Genomic DNA, 21,659 nt, shown 5'->3' on the forward strand with positions numbered 1-21,659 from the left:
TGAAAGTGGGTCGGTGCGACCTAGACAGCAGGTCCCTTCGGTGCGCCCGCGTCGTCGTCGTTTGACTTCTCCGCGGCGCGATCAGCGGCTTCCTTCATGTCGACGACCGCTTGTTTCGCTTCGTCATTGTGAGCGACGTCGGCCACTGGTTTCGGTTCAACCGGGGCCGGCGTCTTCCACGGGTCTTCCACCGGCTGTGAAGCACGCCAGACGGCGATGCCGGCTGTCACAGCAGCGGCGATGATGCCGACGATCAACCAGCCCTTGTTGCCTTGACTCTTCTTGCTGCGCCGGAGGTCCTTCGCTGCACGCTGAGCTGCAACGACGGCGGCCTTCTGATACTTCTTCACGGCCTTCTTGTCACCGGTAACCCTGGTGACCACACCCGCCACACCTGCCGGGACGGTTGCAGCGGCAAGAGAGCGGGACGCAGAGTCCGCAACATCCCCCAGGCGGTACGAGACGGCCGGGATGTACTCGGTGACTACGCGGTCACGTGCCTGATTGATTGCAGGGGTGGCACGATCCAGAGTCTCCTGGATTCGTGGACCGGTTCCGTCGACGATCTGGTTGAAGCGCGGCCCTACACGATCCAGGCTCTCCTGGATCCGAGGTGTAACGACCGCGATGCCCTCATTCAGGCTCTGTGCCGCCCGGTTCACGCCCTGCTGAATCTTCGGTGCGGCGGTTTCAATCCCTCGCTCGATGCGTGGAGCAACCCAGACCCTGGCTGCATCCACACGCGGAGCGGCCCAATCCCGTGCCGTGCCGACGCCCATCAGAACGTTGTTCTCGAGCGTTCGGACAACGTGTTCGGATTTCTTCACAACTACCTCCCAGGGATAGTGACTGTTCTTAGTCAGCCTACGTGTTATCTGGAGTTACGTGCTATCCGCTCATTCATTTCACAGCATTTTCACTGTGCGCGGAACGCGGTACTTCCAGCTAAACCGCTAGCCCTGCGTGGAACAATGGAGCCCATGACAGCAATCGCTACTGCACACGCAACTATCCATACCAGCCTCGGTGACATCAAGGTAGAGCTTTACGGCAACCATGCGCCGAAGACCGTCAAGAACTTTGTTGGGCTTGCCACCGGTGACATCACCTGGACTCACCCGGCGACGGGTGAGGAGACCAACGCCCCCCTGTACAACGGGACAGTCTTTCACCGTGTTATCCAGGACTTCATGATTCAGGGCGGCGATCCGCTGGGCCAGGGAATCGGTGGCCCGGGCTACCAGTTCGATGACGAGATCAACCCCGATCTCGACTTCACCACTCCTTACAAATTGGCGATGGCCAACGCTGGAATTCAGGGTGGACGTGGTACCAACGGCTCGCAGTTCTTCATCACCTCGGTTCCCACCACGTGGCTGCAGGGCAAGCACACCATCTTCGGTGAGGTGAAAGATGAAGCGTCACGAGCCGTCGTCGATCAGCTCAACGCCATCCCCACCGACGGTCGTGACCGACCGCTCGAAGACGTCGTCATCAGCAGCATCACCATTGAGCAGGTCTAACACCGCATGACCTATGGACTCCCGGCGGACCAGCCGGACCAGGACGTTCCCGTATGCCCACGTCACCCCGACAGGGTGAGCTATGTGCGGTGCCAACGGTGCGGCAGGCCTGCCTGCCCGGAGTGTCAGCGTCCGGCGGCCGTCGGGATCCAGTGCGTTGACTGCGTTCGGGAGGCGCAGCGAAACGCTCCGGTTTCCAGGACACTCTTCGGCGGAACCGTCCGGCAAGGACGCCCCCTCGTCACGTTCTCGATCATCGGCGCCTGTGTGGCGCTCTTCGTGGCCCAAATGGCGCTACCAGGGGTGACCGATGCGCTCGCGTACGCGGGCATCTACACCTCGGAATTTGTATCGCCGGAGCCGTGGCGCATGGTCACGGCTGCCTTCCTGCACTCCACGGGATTCCTGCTTCATATCGGTTTCAACATGTACGCCTTGTGGATTATGGGACAGGCCCTGGAACCGCTGTTGGGCAGAGCCAGATTTCTCGCCCTGTACTTGATCGCAGCGTTCGGCGGCTCGGTTGCAGTGCTTCTGCTCACCAACCCTCTCCAAGGCGTTGTAGGGGCCTCAGGAGCCGTCTTTGGGCTGTTCGGCGCCATGCTGATCGTGCAGCGGCGACGCGGTGGTGACGTCCGGCAGTTGGTCGTGTTGATAGCAATCAACACCGTTTTAGGTTTTGTGGTGCCAGGCATTTCCTGGCAGGCCCACCTGGGTGGTCTTCTCGCAGGAGGCGCCGCCGCAGCCATCATCGCCTACACGCCGCGCAGTCCTAGGCGTTCCCTGATTCAGTGGGCCGGTCTGACCGGCCTGACACTCGTGCTGGTTGCATTGACCGTTGTAGGAGCCAATCTGGTGGCCTCGCCGTTCTAGTTTTCCACAGGGCTTATCCACATCGGGGAAAACTTACACACATGTAATTCCACAGGTGTGGATAAGCAGACTCCCGAATTCACACGAAAAACACTGAGCGTGGAGTCGAAGTTACGCACAGCTGTGGAAAACTCGGTGCACAACGTGTGTATTACCCAGCGGACGAGTTCCATTCGCCATGGAGGTTGCCAGGATGTCCCACGCGTGCGCGTACCGATGTGACTAGCCAGTACGAAGAGCGGGCAGTTAAACGCAAAGAGGCGCCCTTAGAGGGCGCCTCCTGTGGGTCTCGTCTCCCTGGGTGCTACCGCCAGCGCGTCGTCATCAGGAACCCGACAATCGCAATTCCGAAGCCGATGAGGATGTTCCAGGACGCAATCTCGGGGATCGGGAACCGTCCTTCGGAGATGTAGTACACCAGAATCCACAGCAGGCCGAGAATCATCAGCCCGAACATCACCGGCTTGAACCAGACAGGGTTCGGCTTCGGCTCCGCAGCGGCACGCGTCTGTGACTCGACCTGCTTCTTGCGGGACTTCGACTCGGGCACGGATCCTCCTAGACGGTGGGCTGCTAACCCAACCACTGTGTTTGCGGTCATACAGGCTCGGAAAGCGACGATGACACCGGTTATCCTGAAATGAGGCTATTGTCATCGGCACCGTTCTAGCTGCCCATTCTAGCTAATGAACCGAGGCCACAACGCCCGGCAGCAGATCCGTAAGCAGGGAGAAGGTTTGAGCAACCTCGGCGGCGGTATCGCGGTGACCCTCCGTGACCGTTCCCATCGCATGCCCGCGGACCGGCACCGGCGTCGTGGATTCCTTCACATCGCAGCCCAGGTCTTCGGTGAGCTTCTCATTACCGCAGGTGTGGTCCTTCTGCTTTTCGTGGCTTGGCAACTGTGGTGGACCAACGTCGAATCCAATGCAAAGCAGGATCAAGCGGTAGAGCAATTCTTCTCAGACCTCGGTGAGGGAAGCACTCGTCCGGAGCCAGCCCAGGGGCAGGAACCCGTGGCACCTGAGCAGGTGCCGGTGATGGATGGTCGAGCGCAGGGTGAGACGTTTGCGGTCATCTACATTCCGCGTTTCGGGGACAATTTCACCCGGCCGATAACCAGCGGCGTAACGACGGCGGTTCTCGACAATCTCGGTCTCGGACACTACCCGGAAACAGGTATGCCGGGCGTCGTTGGCAACTTCGCGCTGGCCGGCCACAGGCAGACGAACGGGGCGGTGCTGGACAACATCCACACTCTGGTCCCGGGCGACCGGATTTATGTCCAGACGCAGGACGGTTACTACACCTACATCTATCGGAACACGCAGATCGTGCTGCCTGACCGCGTTGATGTGCTTGCGCCCGTACCCACCCGACCGGAGAATGAGCCTGCAGAACGGGTTCTCACTCTCACGAGCTGCAACCCCCGCTTCGGTGCAGAGGAAAGGATCATCGCCTATGCGGTGATGGAGACCTTCCAGTCCCTGGACGCAGGACCGCCGACAGAGATCGCGGCACAAGTCGCTAAAATTGCCGAAGGAGCCGCCTGATGTACGCCTTCATCTTCCGCCACCTCCCCGGTCCGCTCTGGCTGCGGGTCATCTGGTCCATCCTGCTTTTCGCCGCGGCCCTGACGGCACTTGTGAATTGGGTATTCCCCTGGCTCTCCCAGTTCAGCCCACTGACAGATTCAACGATTGGTTCCTGATCATGAACAGCCCCACCCGCATCCTGGTTGTGGATAATTACGACAGCTTTGTGTACACCCTTGTCGGCTACCTGCAGGAGCTCGGCGCGGAAACAACGGTTGTACGGAATGACGACGTCACCCTTGAGGAGGCGATCGCCCTGGCGGAAGTGCGCGACGGCGTGCTGATTTCTCCCGGGCCGGGCGCTCCGGCAGAAGCCGGTGTTTGTATTGACCTGATCAAGTGGTGCGGTGAGAACAACAAGCCGATGCTCGGGGTCTGCCTGGGTCATCAGGCACTCGCCGAAGCGTACGGTGGTTCGGTTACGCACGCGCCGGAACTGATGCACGGCAAGACGTCCCTGGTTGAGCACGATTCGACCAATGTCTTCCAGGGGCTGAACTCCCCCCTTACGGCGACCCGCTATCACTCGCTGGCCGCGGTCGGTGACGTCCCCGGTGAACTGCGTGTCACAGCGCAAACGGCCAGCGGGGTCATCATGGGTCTGGAGCACCGCTCCGCTCCCCTGTGCGGCGTGCAATTCCACCCGGAGTCCGTGCTGACCGAGGGTGGCTATAGGATGCTGGGCAACTGGCTTGAGCAGACTGGTCTCGCCGGCGCGGCGGAGCGGTCAGCTACCCTGAGCCCGCTTATTCACCAGCAGGTCGGATCCTGACCCTTCCGGAGTCCGCATTTTACGGGTCGTTATTCCCCTGCCCCTGACCACGCCCGCGTCCCTGGTTCCCGGGTTCTTCTTCCTCCTCAGGGGGAGGCGGCGCAGCGGTGGTGGGAGCGGCAGGTGCCGCAGGCTCTTCGGCGGGAGGCTCAACGGCTACGTAGATCACTACCTCACTGCCCGGTGCGACGTTGGTGTTCTCGTCCGGTTCCTGCCGCACTACAAGGCCAGGCTCGACGACGGCGTTCGGCTCCTCTTCGATGCGCGGCACCAGCGCCCGGGTGGGATCTTCGAGAATAGCCACGGCTTCATCTCTCGTGAGACCGACGACTCGCGGAACCGTCACCTGGCCAGTGGAGAGCACCAGGTTCACTTCCGAGTCGGCAGGGACCGAAGAACCCAGTGCCGGCTCGGTTGCGATGACCCGACCGACCGGAACCGTGGCGCTATTGGTTTCGCTGACACTCCCCCCGCGCAGACCGACCGACTCGAGCGCGTCCCTGGCGGAGGACTCCGTCATCTGGAAGATCTCTTCCGGGATGGTTCGGTTGGCAGGGCCCTTGGATATCTGCAGCGTCACCAGCGAATCAGGTTCCACTTCACTGCCCGCGCTGGGGTCGGTGCCGATTGCAAGGCCGGATTCGACCTCATCGTGAAAGGTCTGTTCGACCTGCGGGCGCAGGCCCACAGCGGTAAGCGCGTTACTCGCATCGGTTTCGGTCATGGAATCAACATCCGGCACTGACGTGAGTACCGGCTCTTCCGGTTGGGCATTGAGGATTCCGAAGTAAGCAACGCCGCCGGCAGTCAGCAGCAGAGCCAGCAGCACGAGCAACACTGCAATCCAGCCTCGACGCCGCGAGCGCCGCCGATCATCGGCGTCATGACGACTCTGCGCCGCATGAGCCGCCGGGAGCGAGCCGGTTTCTTCGTTCACTGCCAGGGAATCCGCTGCGATGCTGCCGCCCGCCGGCACCTTCGCCAGGGCCCTTGTCTGTGGGGCGTCGTCGTCGTCCGCGCGTGGCGCGACCGCGGCCATTGCTTCAGTCGGAGCGGCTTGTGCACCGGGCCGAATGCCCTTGCGCGCATCAAGCAACGCCGATCGGAAATCGGCTGCGGTTTGGAAGCGATGTGCTCGGTCTTTCTCAAGCGCAATGTGCAGCACGGCTTCGATTGCCGGCGGGATGCTTCCGTTGATTTCCCGGGCAGGAGTGGGCTTCTCCCTGACGTGCTGGTAGGCAACCGAAACAGGGCTGTCGCCAATGAAGGGCGGTCTTCCGGTGAGCAGTTCGTACAAAAGGCAACCCGCGGAATACAGGTCGCTACGGGCGTCGACGGTCTCCCCGCGTGCCTGTTCCGGGGAGAGGTACTGCGCAGTGCCGATCACTGCCTGAGTCTGTGTCATGGTGGCCGCGGAATCGGCAATCGCGCGTGCGATGCCGAAGTCCATGACCTTTACCTGGCCCTCCGGGGTAATCATCACATTGGCAGGCTTGATGTCCCTGTGGACAATTCCCGCGCGGTGGCTGTACTCCAGGGCCGAGAGCACTCCCAGGAGGTAGTCGACGGACGTCTCCGGTGTCAGGTCACCGGCTTTGAGAAGGTCGCGCAGAGTCCGTCCGGCAACGTACTCCATCACGATGAAGGGAACGCGGACGTCGTCGTGATGTTGGCCGTCGATCTCCTCCTCCCCGGTGTCATACACGGAGACGATGGTTGGATGATTCAATCCGGCGACTGCCTGAGCTTCACGCCGGAAACGCGACTGGAACAGCGGGTCCCGGGCCAGGTCCTGCCGCAGCATCTTGATCGCGACCGTGCGCCCGAGCCGGACGTCGCGCCCGAGGTGAACGTCGGCCATACCGCCACGGCCGATCAGTTCACCCACTTCGTAACGCCGGTTAAGGATTCTCTCGCTGCTCACCTGGTGCCCCTTCACATGTCCCTAAGGCTGATCCTGGTTCGGCGGCGGGGTCTGGCCGGGACCAATCGCCGGCGGCGCTTCAGTCTCATCCGGGCCGGATGAGACAACGTAGCGTACGGTGCTGCCGGGTTCTACCTCGGTGCCCTCCGCCGGATCTACCGACAGGACGGTGCCGGCGGCTTCATCCGAAGGTTCAGTGCTGGAACGCACAGCGCTCAATCCCAGATCAGCGAGGGTTTGCTGCAACTGTTCCTCGGTCGCGCCTTCCAGCCCGGCTGGAATCGTCACGGTGTCAGGTGCCTCGGCGAAGGTGACGGTGATTTGAGAACCCGGTGGAAGCGGACCCACGGGATTCAGCGACAGCACGATGCCTGGTTCGAACTCATCTGTGGTTTCGGGTTGCTGATTGACGGAGAATCCAAGTTGATTCAGCTCGGCCACAACCTGTTCGATGGGACGTCCCTGGTAGGCGGCCGCATCGATGATGATGGCCTCCGGCGTCGTCGGTTCAGGGGTTGTCGGCTCGGGCGTGGTTTCCTCCGGCGTCGGGCTTTCACTTTCCGTTTCCGACGGAGATGGCGACGACGAAGTGCTCGGCGCGGCGGAGGGTTCGTCGTCGTCGGCGGTGAGCAGCGGCGTCAGAAGAAACGCAGCCGCCGCAAGCGCCGCGAGGACAAGCAGGACGACGAGTGCGATCAGCCACGGACTGCGCCCCCGTGATTCCTCCTCACGCGGGATCTCCTGGTCAATGTCGTCTTCCTCGCTCCATTCACGTGAAGCGGCGACCGCTCCGGCACCTGCTCCCACGCCGGCAACGGTGGGCAGCGCCGAGGTGGTCGGGGCGGGCACAACGCGGGTGGCGCTGGTCGGCGCCGGCACGGGGGTGGTCAGCGGGCCGGTCGAATCAGTGAACAGCAACATGCCGGGCACGGCGGCCTCTGCTGCACGAATGTCATTGCGTCGGATGGCATCGACCGCTTCGGCAAGGGCTTCGGCATTGGCGGGACGATCAGCCGGGTCCTTCGCCAGCATGCTGGCGATGAGCGCGCGGACCGGGTGGGGAATGCTCTCCGGGAGATCAGGTGGAGCGTCATTGACCTGTGCGAGGGCAATGGCAATTTGCGACTCGCCGGAGAACGGACGGCGGCCGGCCAGCAACTCATATCCGATGACGCCAAGAGCATAGATATCACTGGAACCGGTGGCAGGCTGGCCGGTGGCCTGTTCGGGGGCCAGGTACTGGGCCGTACCCATTACCTGGCCCGTGGCGGTCAGAGGCACTTGATCAGCGAGCCGCGCGATACCGAAGTCAGTAATTTTCACTCGGCCGTCGGGCATGATCAGGAGGTTTCCAGGTTTGACATCCCGGTGCACCAGCCCCTGCCGGTGCGCGACGCTGAGTGCTGTGGCGGTCTGTCCAATGATCGAAAGGGCACGATCCGGCGCAAGAACCTGCTCGCGCTCAATGATCGTGGACAGGGGCTGCCCCGGGACGAGTTCCATCACCAGGTAGGCGGACCCGCCTTCTTCGCCATAGTCGAAGACGTTTGCAATACCCTCGTGGTTCAGCAGAGCGGTGTGGCGGGCTTCGGCGCGGAACCGATTGAGGAAGCCGGGGTCTCCCGTGTATTCCTCTTTCAGAATTTTGATGGCGACAATGCGACCCAGTACCTGGTCGCGCGCTTTCCAAACCTCACCCATGCCTCCGATGGCGATGCGATCAGTTAGCTGGAACCTGCCGCCTAATGTGATACCTGAAGTAGGTCTCACCTATTCAACACCGCCTCTATGAGTCTCTTAGCGTTTGGACTTGTTAGCTGGGCACCCGTCGCGATGTCGACGTCCTGCATAACGATGGAAACCACTACTTCGGGGTTATCGGCCGGCGCGAAGCCGGTGAACCAGGCATTGTCGCCCTGCTCGGCTACTTCGGCGGTGCCGGTCTTGCCGGCTACCTGTACGCCGGGGACGGCGGCATTCCGCGCCGTCCCGTTCTCAACCACGTTGACCATCCACTCGGTGATTTGGTCCGCGTTCTCAGCGCTGAGCGATTCCCGATAAACCTCAGGCTCCGGTTCGTTGATGATGGAAAGATCCGGAGCGCGGACGGCCTTCACCAGATTGGGCTTCATGAGAACGCCGTCGTTCGCGATCGCTGCACTGACCATTGCCATCTGTAGCGGCGTGACCGCCACACTGAACTGGCCAATGGCAGACTGAGCCAACTGTGCGTCGTCCAATTCGGTTGGGAACTGACTGCTGGCCACGTCGACCGGCATCGTGAAAGATTCACCGAATCCGAAGGCCTGCGCTTGTTCCAGGACGGTTTCCTCGCCAAGTTCCCATGCAATCTGGGCGAAGGGCGTGTTGCAGGACTGTTCAAGTGCGAATCGGAGGTCCGCGGTATCCCGGGCAGCGCACCCGCCGGTTGTGAAGTTGGGGAGTCCAACGTCGGTTCCCGGAAGAGGAAGGACCGGAGGATTCGGGATGGTCGATTCCGCATCGAACTGCCCGGACTCGAGAGCCGCTGCCGCAACGACCAGCTTGAAGACAGAACCTGGAGCAACCAGCGACTGGGTGGCCGGGTTGAAGTAGATGGACAGCCCGGGAACCTGCGAGAGTTGGTCGATATTTTCGACGACCAAGGAGGTGTCATGTGCAGCAAGAAGGTTCGGATCGTAGGACGGCTTGGATACCATCGCGAGAACGTTTCCCGTTGCCGGCTCCAGCACCACGATCGATCCGGTCTGGCCCTCCGGAATCATCTCCCACGCCAGCTGCTGTATCTGCGGGTCGATGGTCAGCTCGACAGAGGCTCCCTGTGCTTCGGCACCCGAGAAGAGCCGCACCATCTGATCAATGAAGAGGTCGTCGCTACTGCCGGACAGTTCCTCATTCATGACGTTCTCCAACTGGGTGGAGCCATTGACGAGCGAGAAGAATCCCGTCAGGTGCGCGTACATTTCCGGTTGGTTGTACGTGCGCTGGTAATTGAACTGGTCGTCGGAGGGCACCGATTCGGCGATAGGGCGACCATCGACGAGGATCGCGCCGCGGTTCTTGCCGTAGTCCTGAAGAATCGTCCGGGTGTTCCAATCGTTGTTCTCCAGGGCGCTGGCCTGGAAGAACTGAACGTAGGTAAGTGATCCGAGGACCAGCGCGAACATGCTGATGGCTACGATCCACGAGCGTCGAATGGCCTGGTTCATGCGCTGACCTCCCTGGTGTTATCCGTTACCGGCGAATTACGGTGTTCTTTGCCTTCCGGGAATGTCTCGCGAATCGGTCCCTTGACTGCCGGTCGACGAGCTGTCTCGGAAATGAGAAGGAGCAGGGCGACGATGATCCAGTTCGCCAGAAGGGACGAACCGCCGGCTGACATGAAAGGAGTTGTGAGGCCGGTGAGTGGAATAAGCCGGGTCACTCCGCCGATGACGACGAAGCACTGCAGCGCGATGGTGAATGACAGGCCGCAGGCGAGAAGCTTTCCGAAACCATCTCGTGTTCCGAGCGCGGCCCGGAAACCGCGCGAGATGAGTAGGACGTAAAGCAGCACAATCGCGAACAGACCGATCAGACCCAGTTCCTCACCGAGCGCGGCGATGATCATGTCGCTGTTCGCGTATGTCACCAGGTCTGGCCTGCCCTGACCGAGTCCGGTGCCTGCGAGCCCGCCATTCGCGAGCCCGAACAGGCCCTGAATGACTTGGCCGCTACCGCCCGGGTTTCGATTGAAGACCTCGGGTTCGAAGGCGTTGATCCAGCTGTCGATGCGTAGCGCTACGTGGCTGAAGAGTTGGAGCGCTACGAATCCGCCGACCGCGATCATTGCCAGGCCGATCAGCACCCAGCTGACCCGGGACGTGGCGACGTAGATCATGGCCATGAATAGGCCGAAGAACAGGATGGACGAGCCGAGGTCGCGCTGGAAAATCAGGACACCTATGCTCACCAGCCAAGCGGCGACCATAGGCGCAAGGTCCCGGAATCGGGGAAGCTGCAGCGGACCCAGTTTCTTGCCCGCAAGCAGGATCAGGTCGCGGTTGGTCGAAAGATACCCGGCAAAGAATATAGCAAGCGTAATCTTCGCAATCTCTCCTGGCTGGAATGTCCCGACCCCAACGTTTATCCAGATGCGGGCACCATTGATCTCCACTCCCAGGGGTGTCAGAGGGAGCAACAGTAGACCGGCGCTCACGATCAGGGAGATGTAGGTGAACCGGCGCAGGATGCGATGGTCACGAATCACCAGGAGCGTGGCAATCGATACGGCCATCGCCACTGTGGTCCACAGGAACTGGCTGGGCGCCACCGCCCGAGAGTCGGCCGGCAGAGCGAGATCCAGGCGGTAAATCATCGCCAGCCCGATTCCGTTCAGCGCGATGACGATTGGAAGCATTACTGGGTCGGCATATTTAGCCCGGAAGCGCAGAACCACGTGGAAGATCAGCGCAAGCGCCGCCAGCGTCCCTCCTTGGGACCAAAAGGCGGAGTCGAATGGATTCTCTTTGTCGAGGCCGACAAGCCAGTTGGCTCCGATGGCAACGGTGAGGGCCACCAACAATAGGAGAGCTTCGACATTCCGCCGCGATTTGGGAATTGTCAGGACGTCACTCATTCGATTCTCCCTCCGCACAGGGCAGGTTCCCCTGAATCGGCTTCTGCGCTCGCGGACGAGCTGGCGCTTGGCTCAGCACTCGCCGTAGCAGACGCGCGCGCGCTCGGTGAGGGCGAGGGTGACGGAGAGGCCGTCGCAGGCGATGCTGAGCTAGTCGGCGAGGGACTTGGGGAAGGACTGGGTTCGCTCGCAGGAGGGCAGGGAAGCGCGCGCAATGACTCGCGGAGGTCCGCGACGATCTCTTGGGCATGCTGCAGATCACTCGCCGCAAGAGTGTTCTCCAGACGGTTGCGCTGGAACTCGGGAAGGCTTGAGACCGGGATGTCAGTTGTCTGGTCGACGTGGCTGAGGGGTATCGGTCCCAGAGTCTGCGCAACTCCGTTATAGATGACTACCTTGTTATCGGCGGCTGCGACGTAATACCGCGTTTGGGTCCACATGTACCCCAGGGCGAGAACCGCGGCGAGGATCAGCGCCATCAGCGCCAGGGCGGCCGGCAGCAGCCATCGGCGGCGACGCGGTGCGGGTTCCTCGTCTGCAGTGTCGTCGTCGGTCGTCTCTGCAGGGGCAGCCTTGTGCGTCAGCATCATCGCCGCGCGCCGTTCGGTGGATCGTTGCGTAACGATCGGGATTTGTCCGGTCTCGGTCGCGAGTGCCGCTGAGCCAACGAGCGTGTGGGGTCGGGAGGAGAGGTCTTCCCGGATGACGTCCGCCCTGATCGCGGCTCCAGGGGCTTCTTTCTCAACTGGAGAGGCGGCAGTGTCTTTTTCTCCCGCAGCTTCCCGAGCGGGCGGTATGGCAGTCAGGGCAGCGGCACGGAGATCGTCGTCGGTGGCCGTGTCCACATCGACGACGACAACGGTCACGTTATCCGGAGAACCTCCAGCAAGGGTGAGGTCGACGAGGGTAGTGACGCAGGCGGTCAGGTCCTTTGTCTCCCTCACCACCCGTTCGATCGCGGCGTCGCTCAGCACGGCATTCAGCCCGTCCGAGCAGAGGAGCCATCGTTCACCGGGTGTTGCGTCGAAGGTTGTCAGATCCAGTTCCGGACTGGCATCGACGTCTCCGAGAACTCGCATCAGGACGTTCTTGTGCGGGTGGATGTCCGCTTCCTCCGGCTTGAGCCGGCCCTCATCGATGAGCCGTTGCACAAAGGTGTGGTCGACGCTGACCTGCTCGAAGACGTCGTCCTTCAGGCGGTAGGCACGGGAATCGCCGATGTGGGCAAACGAGATCTGCTCACCGTTCAGGAGCATCGCGGTGACTGTAGTTCCCATGCCTGCCAACTGTGGGTTGGTGCTCACCAGTTCGGACAGGAGGGAGTTGGCAGTCTGAATTTCGTCCGCCAGGTGGGTGCCGGCGTCGTCGTCGTAATCCTTGCGGTCAAGGTGCACGAGATCAAGGACCGTTGACGCTGAAGCAATGTTCCCGCCCGCGTGACCGCCCATGCCGTCGGCAACTACCGCCAGGTAGCGCCCAGCATAGGCGGAGTCGTCATTCTTGGCGCGGACCTTTCCCACATCCGAGCGGGCCGCGAAACGAAAAACCAGGGCCATGGGTCTATGGCCTCAATTCAATGACCGTCTTACCGATCCGAACTGGTACTCCGGGTTCTACCGGCAGCGCGCGGGTCAGTTGGTTCCCGGCGAGGTAAGTCCCGTTTGTTGATCCCAAATCTTCTATGAACCACCGGCTGCCTTGCGGGAACAGTCGGGCGTGGCGGCCGGAGGCATAGTCGTCCTCCAGGACGAGGGTCGCTTCTTGTGCGCGACCAAGGAGGATGGGGCTGGAGGTCAGGTCCAGGGAGGTGCCCCTCAGGGGACCTTCCGTGACAACGAGGCGTCGTGCCTGTGCCTTGGCGGGAGGCTCGTCAACAAGTTCCGGGTTTTTGCGCGCTTCCCGGGCCGAAGGGGCGCCGGTCCGGTTGCGGAGACCGACGACGAGGTCGCGACGGAGCGCGCTGACGACGCTAAGCACGAGAATCCAGATCAGCAGGAGAAAGCCGTATCTCAACAGCGTTACGGTCAAATCACTCATGCTTGGCGGCCACCGTTCTGCACGGGAACAAGTCGGAAAGTCATGCGTGTGCGGCCCATGGTGATCACGGACCCGTCAGTCAGCTCAGCCTCGCCCTGAACCCGCTGGCCGTTCACGTAGCTGCCGTTCGTCGAGCCCAGGTCCACCGCGCGCGACTGTCCCTGGTCGGTGTGGATCTCGAGGTGGCGTCGGGACACGCCAGTGTCATCGATCAGGATGTCCGCCTCTGACGAGCGGCCGAGCAGTATCGATCCGGCGTGTAGGGAATAACGTTGACCGTCGAGTTCAAGCACCGGCTGGTAGCGCGTGGGCTGACGTCGGGGCGCATTGGGAGCGGCCGGGCGCTGGGATGACTGCTTCTCGGTGGCGGAATCAATTTCAAACACCCCGGGCTTCAGGTTCGAGTCGCGGGTGAATGAAACGCGGACCGGGCCGTGCAGGGTGTAATGCTGGCTGTTGACGTGCTTGATGACGACGTCACACAGTTCCTCGGCCAGCGGCGCTCCCCATTCCTGGGCTAGTGCGAAGTCGGGATCCGACAGACGCGCGGTGAAAACATTCGGTGCAAGGGTGCGTCCCTGGGCAAGCGTCAACGACTTGTTGTCCAACTCCCGGCGGAGTGCACTGGCAATTTCGACGGGTTGTACCTGTGAGCGCGAACCGGTGGAGAAGGCACCACGGACCATCTTTTCGAGTCCGCGCTCGACGTTATCCAAAATGCCCATGTTCTACCTCCTCACCTGCGTTTTTGATTGCCCGAATGCGCTCGCACGAAAGCGCGCGGAGGCGAGCCGGGCGGCTGCTGTCTTGTTTCGATACTACTGGGACGTCCCCTAAATGGCCTTAACCGGGCATCCTGCCCGTCGATAACATTCAACGTTTTGTTCGGCTGCAAAGTTGCGGTGGGTGCCGCAGCTCACACGTTTAGGTGTTTCGGCACGGCTCCGTTATGCTTGTTTCTGCTGATTCGAAGGATTCTTGTAACGGTCCTTGCTCAATATGCGCGAGTGGCGGAACGGCAGACGCGCTGGCTTCAGGTGCCAGTATCCGAAAGGGTGTGGGGGTTCAAATCCCCCCTCGCGCACCAGAGTGAATGCCCCGGCCTCAGGTCGGGGCATTTTCTTTGTCCTCTTCGGTGGCCCATCCTGGGTAGCGGCGGTTGCCAGTCGGGCGCCTCAACGCAAGTCAGCGAAAGTCCCGGGACTTGGTTGTGGCTTTGAGCCGTAGGACCTCGAACTTGTCGGCGACCAGGTTCACGACTCCTTCGTTTGACCGTTCCAGCACACCCCGAACGAGCACGCTGCTGGCCTCCCGGGCGATCCGCCGATACCGTTGCCACACCCCCACCGAGCAGATGACATTCACCAGACCGGTTTCGTCTTCAAGGTTCATGAAGGTGATGCCGCTGGCCGTGGCAGGGCGCTGGCGGTGTGTGACAACCCCACCAACCTCAACCCGCCGACCGGACTCCGCGGAAAGGAGGTCCGCGGCTGTCAGTGCTCCCCGGCGTCGTAATGTGGGCCGGACGTGGCGCACCGGGTGGTCATCTGTGGTGATTCCGGTGGACCACAGGTCCGCTGCAACGCGGTCGACGTCCGTTAGATCCGGAAACAGGGGCGGCTGAATGTACACCGTGGTGCCGTTGATCTGGCCTTCGCGTTCGGTGGAGGCTGGTCCGGCATGCCAGAGAGCCTCCCGCTGGGAGAGCCCCATTGAGTCAAAAGCTCCGGCTGCTGCCAATGCTTCAAGCTGGTTGGAGTTCAGCTCGGTTCGGCGTGCCAGGTCGCCCATATTCTTGAACGGGCCGTTGGCTTCGCGCTCCTCGACGATGGCTTGCGCAAGCTTCTTGCCGATTGACTGGACGCTGTCCAGCCCCAGCCGAACTGCATAGTTTCCGTCCCGGCGATGGGCAGTTGAATCAAAGGGAACAGAGCGATCGAACTTACCTACGGGAGGTTGATGAAACGCAAGGCACTCGTCCGTGCCTGTGGTCCCCGTGCCGGTGGAGTCATGTTCAAGATCCGCATGGGTTCCGGAGAGCAGAATGTCCGGACGAAGTACCGTGACGCCGTGCCGGCGGGCATCGGCCACCAGGGTCTGGGGAGAGTAGAAGCCCATCGGTTGCGCCCGGAGGAGGGAGGCCAGGAAAGCCCCCGGATAGTGAAGCCTTAGCCAGGCGCTGGCGTAGACCAGCAGAGCGAAGCTGATTGAGTGGCTCTCTGCGAACCCGAAGTTGGCGAACGCCTGGATCTTCCGATACACGGAGTCGGCAACCTCCCCGGTGATCCCATTGGACTTCATACCCTCGTACAACTTCTCCTTCAGGGAGTCGATCCGCTCAAGCCCACGTTTGGAACCCATCGCGCGACGCAGCTGGTCTGCGTCGGCACCCGAGCAGTTGCCGACCACCATCGCCATTTGCATGAGCTGTTCCTGGAAGAGCGGCACGCCGAGTGTGCGTTTCAGAACCGGTATCAGCTTGGGATGGAGATAGCTCTCTTCCTCCTCGCCCAGTTTCCGCTTGATGTAAGGGTGAACTGCGCCGCCCTGAATGGGACCGGGGCGAACCAGTGCAACTTCGATCACCAGGTCGTAGAAGCGCCGGGGTTGCAGCCGCGGCAGCATCCCCATCTGGGCGCGGCTTTCCACCTGGAACACTCCGATGGAATCCGCGAAGCACAGCTGGTCGTACACACCCTGCTCTTCCCGCGGCAGGGTGTGCAGTGTCCATGCCTCACCGAAGTGTTTTTTGACCAGGTCGAAGTTGTACTGAATGGCAGCCATGATGCCGAGCCCCAACAGGTCGAACTTCACCAAACCCATCCAGGCGCAGTCATCCTTGTCCCACTGCAGGACGGTGCGCCCGTCCATGCGCCCATGCTCAATGGGACAGACCTCGCCGATAGGGCGGTCAGTGAGCACCATGCCTCCGGAGTGAATCCCCATGTGGCGGGGGAACTTCAGCACGCCCTGTGCCAGCTCCACCACCGGCTGTGGAATGTCATGGTCATCGCTGGACACCAGAGCGCCCCAGCGCTCCACCTGTTTGGACCACGCGTCCTGCTGCCCGGGGCTGTGTCCGAGTGCTTTGGCCATGTCGCGGACCGCGAACTTGGGCCTGTACGTGATGACATTGGCGACCTGTGCCGCATTGAACCGGCCGTACTTGTTATAGACGTACTGGATGACCTCCTCGCGGCGGTCGGAGTCGAAGTCAACGTCGATGTCCGGTTCCTCATCCCGCAAGCTGGAAAGGAAACGTTCGAACGGGAGGTCATACAGGATGGAATCCACCGCTGTGATCTCCAGGAGGTAGCACACAGCTGAATTCGCCGCCGAGCCGCGGCCCTGGCAGAGAATTCCCCGCCCGCGGGCAAACTGGACCAGGTCGTGCACGATCAGGAAATAGCCCGGGAAGTCCTTCTCTTCAATAACGCGCAGTTCCTTCTCAATGCGCTCGTGAACATCGGTGCGGCCGGCGTAAAACTTCGCGGCCCCTTCCCAGACAAGTTTCCTCAGCCAGCTCATCTGGGTGTGGCCTTCCGGCAGGTTCAGTTTGGGCAATCCTGGCTTGACGCTGCTGAGCCGGAACGAAAGGTCATCGGCAAGATCCACCGTCCGCGCCACCGCTCCCGGGTAGGCGGCGAAGCGGGCGGCCATTTCCGCGCCGCTACGAAGGTGGGCAGAGCCCGACGCCGGCAGCCACCCATTCATGTCATCAAGTGACCTGCGTGCGCGGACGGCGGCGACGGCGGTAGCAAGCCGGTGCTGTTCCGGCACCGCAAAATGCACATTGTTGGTGGCGACGACAGGCAATCTAAGCCGGGAAGCTATATCCCAAAGGGCGTCATTGTGCGCACTGTCCAGTGGGTTGCCGTGGTCGTAGAGTTCGACGGCGACATTACCCGCGCCGAACAGGTCCACCAGGAGCCGGGTTTCCTGTTCCGCATCCTCGACGCTTCCATTGAGGAGCGCGTGCCGAACGGATCCTTTACGGCAACCCGTCAGGATCATCCAATTGTTATCTGCCCTGCCGGCGAGTTCGGAAAGGTTGTACCGGGGCTTTCCCTTCTCTGCCTCCGGTTTCAGCTGTGCTTCGGTGATCGCCGCGGCCAGCCGATGGTAGCCTTCAGCGCCGCGGGCCAGAACGAGCAGATGCCGACCTTCCGGATCTGGTTCCCCATTCTGGGGTTTGCTCAGTTCCAGTGATAGCTCGGTGCCGTAGACCGTGGATAGCCCGGGGTGTTTCTCCGCCGCTTCAGCGAGGTGCACCACACCGTAGAGGCCGTCATGATCGGTCAGCGCCAGCCCATGGAGTCGCAGGCGGTGGGCTTCCTCAACGAGCTGCTCGGGGCTAGCTGCGCCGTCAAGGAAACTGAAGTTTGAGTGTGCATGCAGCTCGGCGTAGGGCACCACGGGACCCGCCGCTACAGGCTCGGGTTCCTCCGGCGGCGAATATGGATGCCGTTTAAGTGACCACGCAGGGCTATCACCCCCGTCTGCTCCCAAGGGAGGGGAACCGGGGCGGCGGCGGTCGGAAAGGGTTCGTTCGAACTCCGACCAGGAAATAGGGGGATTATTGAAACCCATCAGGGCTCCCCCAGCCGTAAGGGTACGGATCCTTGCGACTCAGTCATAGCTTGCCTCCGCCCACCAGCGGTGATCCTCAAGAAGCAGCAGCCAGGCTGTTCCGGATTCATCCACCACCTGAAACCGGTTGAGGGCTCGGCCGTTCGAATCCCACCAGCGCTCGACGATAGGCCAAGGCCCGGCCCAGGAGGAAATGACGGATTGTCGGGGAGGCATCGCGACCAATACGGCAGGAGCAGCTGTCAGCAGGCCGCGCTCATCAACATCCACAGCACTACCAGTCCCATCTAGAACTTCAACGGGACGAGGCTCATCAAAAACGGTGGCAGGAGCAGGGCCGGGAAGCTGGCCGGGCCACGGGAGATCCCGACTTTTCGCCGCCGCTTCCGATGGGGGATCTCCCCAGGGAATGAAAACCTGCCGGTCGGTGAGCATTCGTCCACCGGCAACCATGGCGGTCAGCACCGCACCATGCCCCAGCATGCTCTGCACCCTGGCAAGACCGTGATGGATATTCTCATCGGGTCCCGTTCCCCATAGGCCATCCGCATGGTCACTAAGGTCCTCGACGGTCTCGGGTGAAAGTTCGACCCTGCTGATCCCTGAGCTCAGTCCATGTTCTACATTCCCGCTACCCTGGAGCTGCCACCGGACCCGGTCAAGGACATCGTCGGCGTCGAACCACCGTGGATGACGCCAGAGGCGGGCTGATTCCTCACCGGATTCCGAGTGGAGCCGCACTACCAGAACGGTGCACACCAACCCCGCCTCACGTAGCCGGTTCACGAACTCCTCAGCGGACAGGCGCAGGGTGAACGTCAGTTCATCGATGCGTGCCAGCGGCGGTTCACAGTGAACGACGACGTCGAGTTCCGCCGGTGGTTTTCTTTCCACCACACTGTGGTGGTCAAGACCGCTTGCCTTAAGGTGGGCCAGTGCGCCTTCCGCCCCAAACCGGTTCCGCACATCGGCGCGGGTAAGAGCAGCGAAATCGCCCAGGGTCCGTATTCCCAACCGGCGTAGGACCACCGCGAGTGCCGGTTCCTCCAGAACTTCCAGAGGGAAGCTGCTGAGAAAGGATGCGGACTCTCCGGGTGGAATGATCCACGCGGGATCCGTCCCCGGATCATCCAGGAACTCGGTTGCCCGGGCTGCATGCTCAGCAGCAAAAGGACTGTCTGCTACTCCAACCCTGGTTGCAGTGAGACCAATGGAGGCGAGGGCTTTGAGCAGCACAGCTGAAGCATGCTCCTCGCTGCCGTAATACCTGGCGGGACCCTTGGCATGGAGGGCACATAGTCCGGGACGGAGGACCTGCACCCCGGGCATGATTTCCTCGACAGCGGCAATTACGGGTTCAAAACTTCTTGCATCAAGAGCTGGATCATAGGGAAGAACAGTGAGGGTGGTGCACCGGGCCTGGGCTTCCCGCAGGCGGAGTCCTCGTTTGACGCCCTGTTCCCGGGCAGCGGGCGAGCAGGCGAAGACCTCGCCCTTCTCGATTAATGCCACGGGATGTTCCGCAGGCAGGAGGTATTCCCTGAGCGCCGCGGTAATGGGCCAGTCAGGACACCAGAGAACCATGGTGCGGGTAGAGGTAGGGGAAGCGGGTACGGGTTCACCCAAGGAAGTGGGATTCATGAGGCGCGGGCTGACCGGTAGGAAAATTCCTGTTGTCCGGGTTCTGCCTGAGCGGGGGCTGCCGTGGATGTTGACCACGGCCCGCGCTGAAGACCGGGAAGCCACAGGTCTGCTGTGCGGGCACGGCCGGTGGCAGCACGCGCAGTAATTCTCATCCTGCGGCTGCGAAGGTGTCCGGTACCCGCACCCAGGCCCTGCCAATCGCTTCCGGTCACGCTCAGTGTGGCATCACTGTGCGGCCAGGGGCCCATGGTCACCAGCGCAGCCCCTCGCTGACGCAGGCGGGCCATGAGGCGTGAAGCATCGGACGGAGCGACGTGTTTTGGTGCACAGGTCAGGACAATCGACACGACATCCACCATTGCTGCAGTCACTGTGAGCCATTGATCACCGGGGTGAGGTACCAAAACCAGCCTGTCCAGTGCGATGCCGAAACCTGCAGCGGCTTCCACACTGAAAGTAGGCATGCCAATGACACTGCACCAGGCTCCGGCGCCTGAGGGCCCGGCTAACAAAGCCATGGCGAGAGTGGTGGAGTTGGTCACCGAATACGCTGAACCTGCCTGCAGGCCGCCACCCGGAAGGACCCCTGCCAGCACCGGCACGGTGGGCAACCGCCGGGAAGAGGGCCGACTGCTCTGCATGCCGTTGATTTTGGATTGCAGTTCCGCCTTGAGCCGGGCTTTATCAGCAGAGTGATCCACAGCAGAAAGCACCCGGCGTGCACCCTGCGGGGACTGACCCGTGGGTGCCGCCTGAACCACGGCTGCTGCTGATGAACTCACACTTAATATTCGAACGCGTGTTCGATTAAGTCAATTGACCCGTTGCCCTGTGGATAGGCCCTACAGAGTAGCCTGTCACCATGTGTGGACGCTTTGTGGTGGCAGGCTCAAACAAGGACCTGGTGGATCTTTTCGACGTCGATGCAGTGGGTGAAAACCTCCCCGAACCGTCGTGGAATATCAGTCCCACCGATCCCATTCGTGTGGTGCTGGAATCCCTCAAGGATGACAAGGTCACCCGGCGGATGGAAGCAGCGCGATGGTGGCTGACGCCGTCGTTCTCGAAGGAATTGAAAACCAAGGGACCCACCTTCAACGCCAGAGCCGAGACAGTGGGAAGCAAACCCACTTTCAAACCTTCCCTTGAGAGCCGCCGGGCCCTTATTCCGGCCAGTGGATACTACGAGTGGCGAACCGAAGGCAAAACCAAAATCCCGTTCTACATTCACTTACCCGGCGAGCCGGTGGTCTTCGCGGGTCTGTATGCATGGTGGCGTAATCGTGAACTGCCGGATGACCACCCCAACCGGTGGGTTCTTTCCTCAACCATCCTGACGCGCGAAGCAGTAGGTGGAGTGGCGGAAATCCATGACCGCACACCGGTGACGCTTCCCCGTGAGTTCTGGAACGAGTGGCTGAACCCAGCCACCAAGGGGACACAGGAACTGGCAGATGAAGCGGTTGCCGCCTCCACTCCCGTTGCCGAACGGCTACAGTTCCATGAGGTTCGGCCGGTCCGGGACGACAGCCCTCTCCTGATCGAACCGCTGAATCCGGCCTAGGAGCTAGTCCTTCGCGCGCCGTGCTTCCTTGGCGCGCTTTTCCTCCGCACGCACCCGAGCCATTGTGGAGCGTTCGGCCACCAGCCAGTCGGGCGGCGACTGCAGCAGCGCGGTGATTTCCGCCGTCGTCAGCGGGTCTGTGATCCCACCGCGGGCAAGGCCGCTGATCGAGACGCCAAGCTTGTGCGCCACCACGGGACGGGGATGCGGACCGTTACGGCGCAGCTCCGCGAGCCATTCGGGCGGGTTCTCCTGAAGCTCGTTGAAGCCGCCGCGGGTGATGTCGTTGTCCTGGAATTCCTGTGGCGTTGCGGGCAGGTAGATGCCAAGTTTCTTCGCGGCTGTAGCCGGCTTCATGGTCTGCGGGGACTTCGGTGGGGTCATTCTCCTAAGCGTACTGGGCGAGGGCCCCGCGCCGAGCGTAGCGAGGGGTGGAAGCCAGGAACGCGGTATAGCTGACTGCGTTACTGTGAGGACGTGCCCGCGTTCCAGCCCTCCGTCCTGAACATCGGCTTTGTC

General features: G+C 61.8%; 19 protein-coding genes and 1 tRNA gene. 7 read left to right on the forward strand and 13 right to left on the reverse strand.

What is annotated here, in order from left to right; translation table 11 throughout:
• Positions 1–20: 20 nt before the first annotated feature.
• Entirely contained in the window at positions 21–827 is an 807-nt protein-coding gene (locus RIF85_RS03115) for a hypothetical protein (protein WP_309070448.1), read from the reverse strand.
• Positions 828–980: 153 nt separating this feature from the next.
• On the opposite strand from RIF85_RS03115, the gene RIF85_RS03120 reads away from it, so the two are divergent.
• Complete coding sequence (locus RIF85_RS03120; protein ID WP_309070449.1) at positions 981–1,523, forward strand: peptidylprolyl isomerase; 543 nt, start codon at positions 981–983, stop codon at positions 1,521–1,523.
• A 303-nt stretch (positions 1,524–1,826) separates the two neighbouring features.
• Positions 1,827–2,396 (forward strand): rhomboid family intramembrane serine protease, encoded by a 570-nt coding sequence (locus tag RIF85_RS03125; RefSeq protein ID WP_375164820.1) that lies wholly within the window; start codon positions 1,827–1,829, stop codon positions 2,394–2,396.
• 304 nt (positions 2,397–2,700) lie between these two features.
• On the opposite strand, the gene RIF85_RS03130 is transcribed toward RIF85_RS03125, so the two are convergent.
• The gene (locus tag RIF85_RS03130) at positions 2,701–2,946 is read right to left on the reverse strand and encodes a cell division protein CrgA (RefSeq protein ID WP_309070451.1); all 246 of its coding nucleotides are present in this window, start codon (positions 2,944–2,946) and stop codon (positions 2,701–2,703) included.
• 241 nt (positions 2,947–3,187) lie between these two features.
• Between RIF85_RS03130 and RIF85_RS03135 the strand changes: the two genes are divergently transcribed.
• Genes RIF85_RS03135 through RIF85_RS03145 form a run of 3 tightly spaced genes read left to right on the forward strand, consistent with a single transcriptional unit; the run spans position 3,188 to position 4,763 of the window.
• Positions 3,188–3,949 (forward strand): class E sortase, encoded by a 762-nt coding sequence (locus RIF85_RS03135; protein WP_309070475.1) that lies wholly within the window; start codon positions 3,188–3,190, stop codon positions 3,947–3,949.
• Positions 3,949–4,107, forward strand: a complete 159-nt coding sequence (locus tag RIF85_RS03140) for a hypothetical protein (RefSeq protein WP_309070452.1) — start codon at positions 3,949–3,951, stop codon at positions 4,105–4,107. The genes RIF85_RS03135 and RIF85_RS03140 overlap by 1 nt, the downstream gene beginning before the upstream one ends.
• Before the next feature lie 2 nt (positions 4,108–4,109).
• Positions 4,110–4,763, forward strand: coding sequence for a gamma-glutamyl-gamma-aminobutyrate hydrolase family protein (locus RIF85_RS03145; protein ID WP_309070453.1), 654 nt, complete (start codon positions 4,110–4,112; stop codon positions 4,761–4,763).
• A 19-nt stretch (positions 4,764–4,782) separates the two neighbouring features.
• Here the strand turns inward: RIF85_RS03145 and pknB are convergent, their stop codons facing one another.
• The 7 genes from pknB to RIF85_RS03180 are packed head-to-tail and all read right to left on the reverse strand — an operon-like array spanning position 4,783 to position 14,067.
• Complete coding sequence (gene pknB, locus RIF85_RS03150) at positions 4,783–6,687, reverse strand: Stk1 family PASTA domain-containing Ser/Thr kinase (RefSeq protein WP_309070454.1); 1,905 nt, start codon at positions 6,685–6,687, stop codon at positions 4,783–4,785.
• 21 nt (positions 6,688–6,708) lie between these two features.
• Positions 6,709–8,457, reverse strand: coding sequence for a protein kinase (locus RIF85_RS03155; protein WP_309070455.1), 1,749 nt, complete (start codon positions 8,455–8,457; stop codon positions 6,709–6,711).
• Positions 8,454–9,896, reverse strand: a complete 1,443-nt coding sequence (locus RIF85_RS03160) for a penicillin-binding protein 2 (protein ID WP_309070456.1) — start codon at positions 9,894–9,896, stop codon at positions 8,454–8,456. Before RIF85_RS03160 ends, RIF85_RS03155 begins: the two co-directional genes overlap by 4 nt.
• Entirely contained in the window at positions 9,893–11,305 is a 1,413-nt protein-coding gene (locus tag RIF85_RS03165; RefSeq protein WP_309070457.1) for an FtsW/RodA/SpoVE family cell cycle protein, read from the reverse strand. Before RIF85_RS03165 ends, RIF85_RS03160 begins: the two co-directional genes overlap by 4 nt.
• The gene (locus tag RIF85_RS03170; RefSeq protein ID WP_309070458.1) at positions 11,302–12,861 is read right to left on the reverse strand and encodes a protein phosphatase 2C domain-containing protein; all 1,560 of its coding nucleotides are present in this window, start codon (positions 12,859–12,861) and stop codon (positions 11,302–11,304) included. The genes RIF85_RS03165 and RIF85_RS03170 overlap by 4 nt, the downstream gene beginning before the upstream one ends.
• 4 nt (positions 12,862–12,865) lie before the next feature.
• Positions 12,866–13,342, reverse strand: a complete 477-nt coding sequence (locus RIF85_RS03175) for an FHA domain-containing protein (RefSeq protein ID WP_309070459.1) — start codon at positions 13,340–13,342, stop codon at positions 12,866–12,868.
• The gene (locus tag RIF85_RS03180; RefSeq protein WP_309070460.1) at positions 13,339–14,067 is read right to left on the reverse strand and encodes a DUF3662 and FHA domain-containing protein; all 729 of its coding nucleotides are present in this window, start codon (positions 14,065–14,067) and stop codon (positions 13,339–13,341) included. Before RIF85_RS03180 ends, RIF85_RS03175 begins: the two co-directional genes overlap by 4 nt.
• A gap of 276 nt (positions 14,068–14,343) precedes the next feature.
• On the opposite strand from RIF85_RS03180, the gene RIF85_RS03185 reads away from it, so the two are divergent.
• A tRNA-Leu gene (locus RIF85_RS03185) sits at positions 14,344–14,429 on the forward strand.
• Positions 14,430–14,527: 98 nt separating this feature from the next.
• Here RIF85_RS03185 and RIF85_RS03190 read toward each other — a convergent pair.
• From RIF85_RS03190 to RIF85_RS03200, 3 genes are read right to left on the reverse strand one after another with little or no spacing between them, the layout of a single operon-like run.
• Entirely contained in the window at positions 14,528–17,932 is a 3,405-nt protein-coding gene (locus RIF85_RS03190) for an error-prone DNA polymerase (protein ID WP_309070461.1), read from the reverse strand.
• Between the two features lie 39 nt (positions 17,933–17,971).
• The gene (locus RIF85_RS03195) at positions 17,972–19,573 is read right to left on the reverse strand and encodes a DNA polymerase Y family protein (RefSeq protein WP_309070462.1); all 1,602 of its coding nucleotides are present in this window, start codon (positions 19,571–19,573) and stop codon (positions 17,972–17,974) included.
• Complete coding sequence (locus tag RIF85_RS03200; RefSeq protein ID WP_309070463.1) at positions 19,570–20,358, reverse strand: hypothetical protein; 789 nt, start codon at positions 20,356–20,358, stop codon at positions 19,570–19,572. The genes RIF85_RS03195 and RIF85_RS03200 overlap by 4 nt, the downstream gene beginning before the upstream one ends.
• An 80-nt stretch (positions 20,359–20,438) precedes the next feature.
• Here RIF85_RS03200 and RIF85_RS03205 point away from each other — a divergent pair, with 80 nt between their 5' ends.
• On the forward strand, positions 20,439–21,140 hold the full coding sequence (locus tag RIF85_RS03205; RefSeq protein ID WP_309070464.1) for an SOS response-associated peptidase: 702 nt from the start codon (positions 20,439–20,441) through the stop codon (positions 21,138–21,140).
• A 3-nt stretch (positions 21,141–21,143) separates the two neighbouring features.
• Here RIF85_RS03205 and RIF85_RS03210 read toward each other — a convergent pair whose 3' ends face one another.
• Positions 21,144–21,497, reverse strand: a complete 354-nt coding sequence (locus RIF85_RS03210) for a DUF5997 family protein (RefSeq protein WP_375164822.1) — start codon at positions 21,495–21,497, stop codon at positions 21,144–21,146.
• Positions 21,498–21,659 lie beyond the last annotated feature (162 nt).

The organism is Arthrobacter sp. (assembly GCF_031179385.1).
Lineage (GTDB): Bacteria > Actinomycetota > Actinomycetes > Actinomycetales > Micrococcaceae > Arthrobacter_D.

Excerpts from the sequence above, each read along its gene's own strand:
- RIF85_RS03205 (WP_309070464.1), top strand. The coding sequence starts at position 20,439 with ATGTGTGGACGCTTTGTGGTGGCAGGCTCAAACAAGGACCTGGTGGAT.
- RIF85_RS03145 (WP_309070453.1), top strand. The coding sequence starts at position 4,110 with ATGAACAGCCCCACCCGCATCCTGGTTGTGGATAATTACGACAGCTTT.
- RIF85_RS03120 (WP_309070449.1), top strand. The coding sequence starts at position 981 with ATGACAGCAATCGCTACTGCACACGCAACTATCCATACCAGCCTCGGT.
- RIF85_RS03165 (WP_309070457.1), bottom strand. The coding sequence starts at position 11,305 with ATGAGTGACGTCCTGACAATTCCCAAATCGCGGCGGAATGTCGAAGCT.
- RIF85_RS03180 (WP_309070460.1), bottom strand. The coding sequence starts at position 14,067 with ATGGGCATTTTGGATAACGTCGAGCGCGGACTCGAAAAGATGGTCCGT.
- RIF85_RS03175 (WP_309070459.1), bottom strand. The coding sequence starts at position 13,342 with ATGAGTGATTTGACCGTAACGCTGTTGAGATACGGCTTTCTCCTGCTG.
- RIF85_RS03170 (WP_309070458.1), bottom strand. The coding sequence starts at position 12,861 with ATGGCCCTGGTTTTTCGTTTCGCGGCCCGCTCGGATGTGGGAAAGGTC.
- RIF85_RS03210 (WP_375164822.1), bottom strand. The coding sequence starts at position 21,497 with ATGAAGCCGGCTACAGCCGCGAAGAAACTTGGCATCTACCTGCCCGCA.
- RIF85_RS03160 (WP_309070456.1), bottom strand. The coding sequence starts at position 9,896 with ATGAACCAGGCCATTCGACGCTCGTGGATCGTAGCCATCAGCATGTTC.
- RIF85_RS03140 (WP_309070452.1), top strand. The coding sequence starts at position 3,949 with ATGTACGCCTTCATCTTCCGCCACCTCCCCGGTCCGCTCTGGCTGCGG.
- RIF85_RS03195 (WP_309070462.1), bottom strand. The coding sequence starts at position 19,573 with ATGAATCCCACTTCCTTGGGTGAACCCGTACCCGCTTCCCCTACCTCT.
- RIF85_RS03190 (WP_309070461.1), bottom strand. The coding sequence starts at position 17,932 with ATGGGTTTCAATAATCCCCCTATTTCCTGGTCGGAGTTCGAACGAACC.
- RIF85_RS03135 (WP_309070475.1), top strand. The coding sequence starts at position 3,188 with ATGCCCGCGGACCGGCACCGGCGTCGTGGATTCCTTCACATCGCAGCC.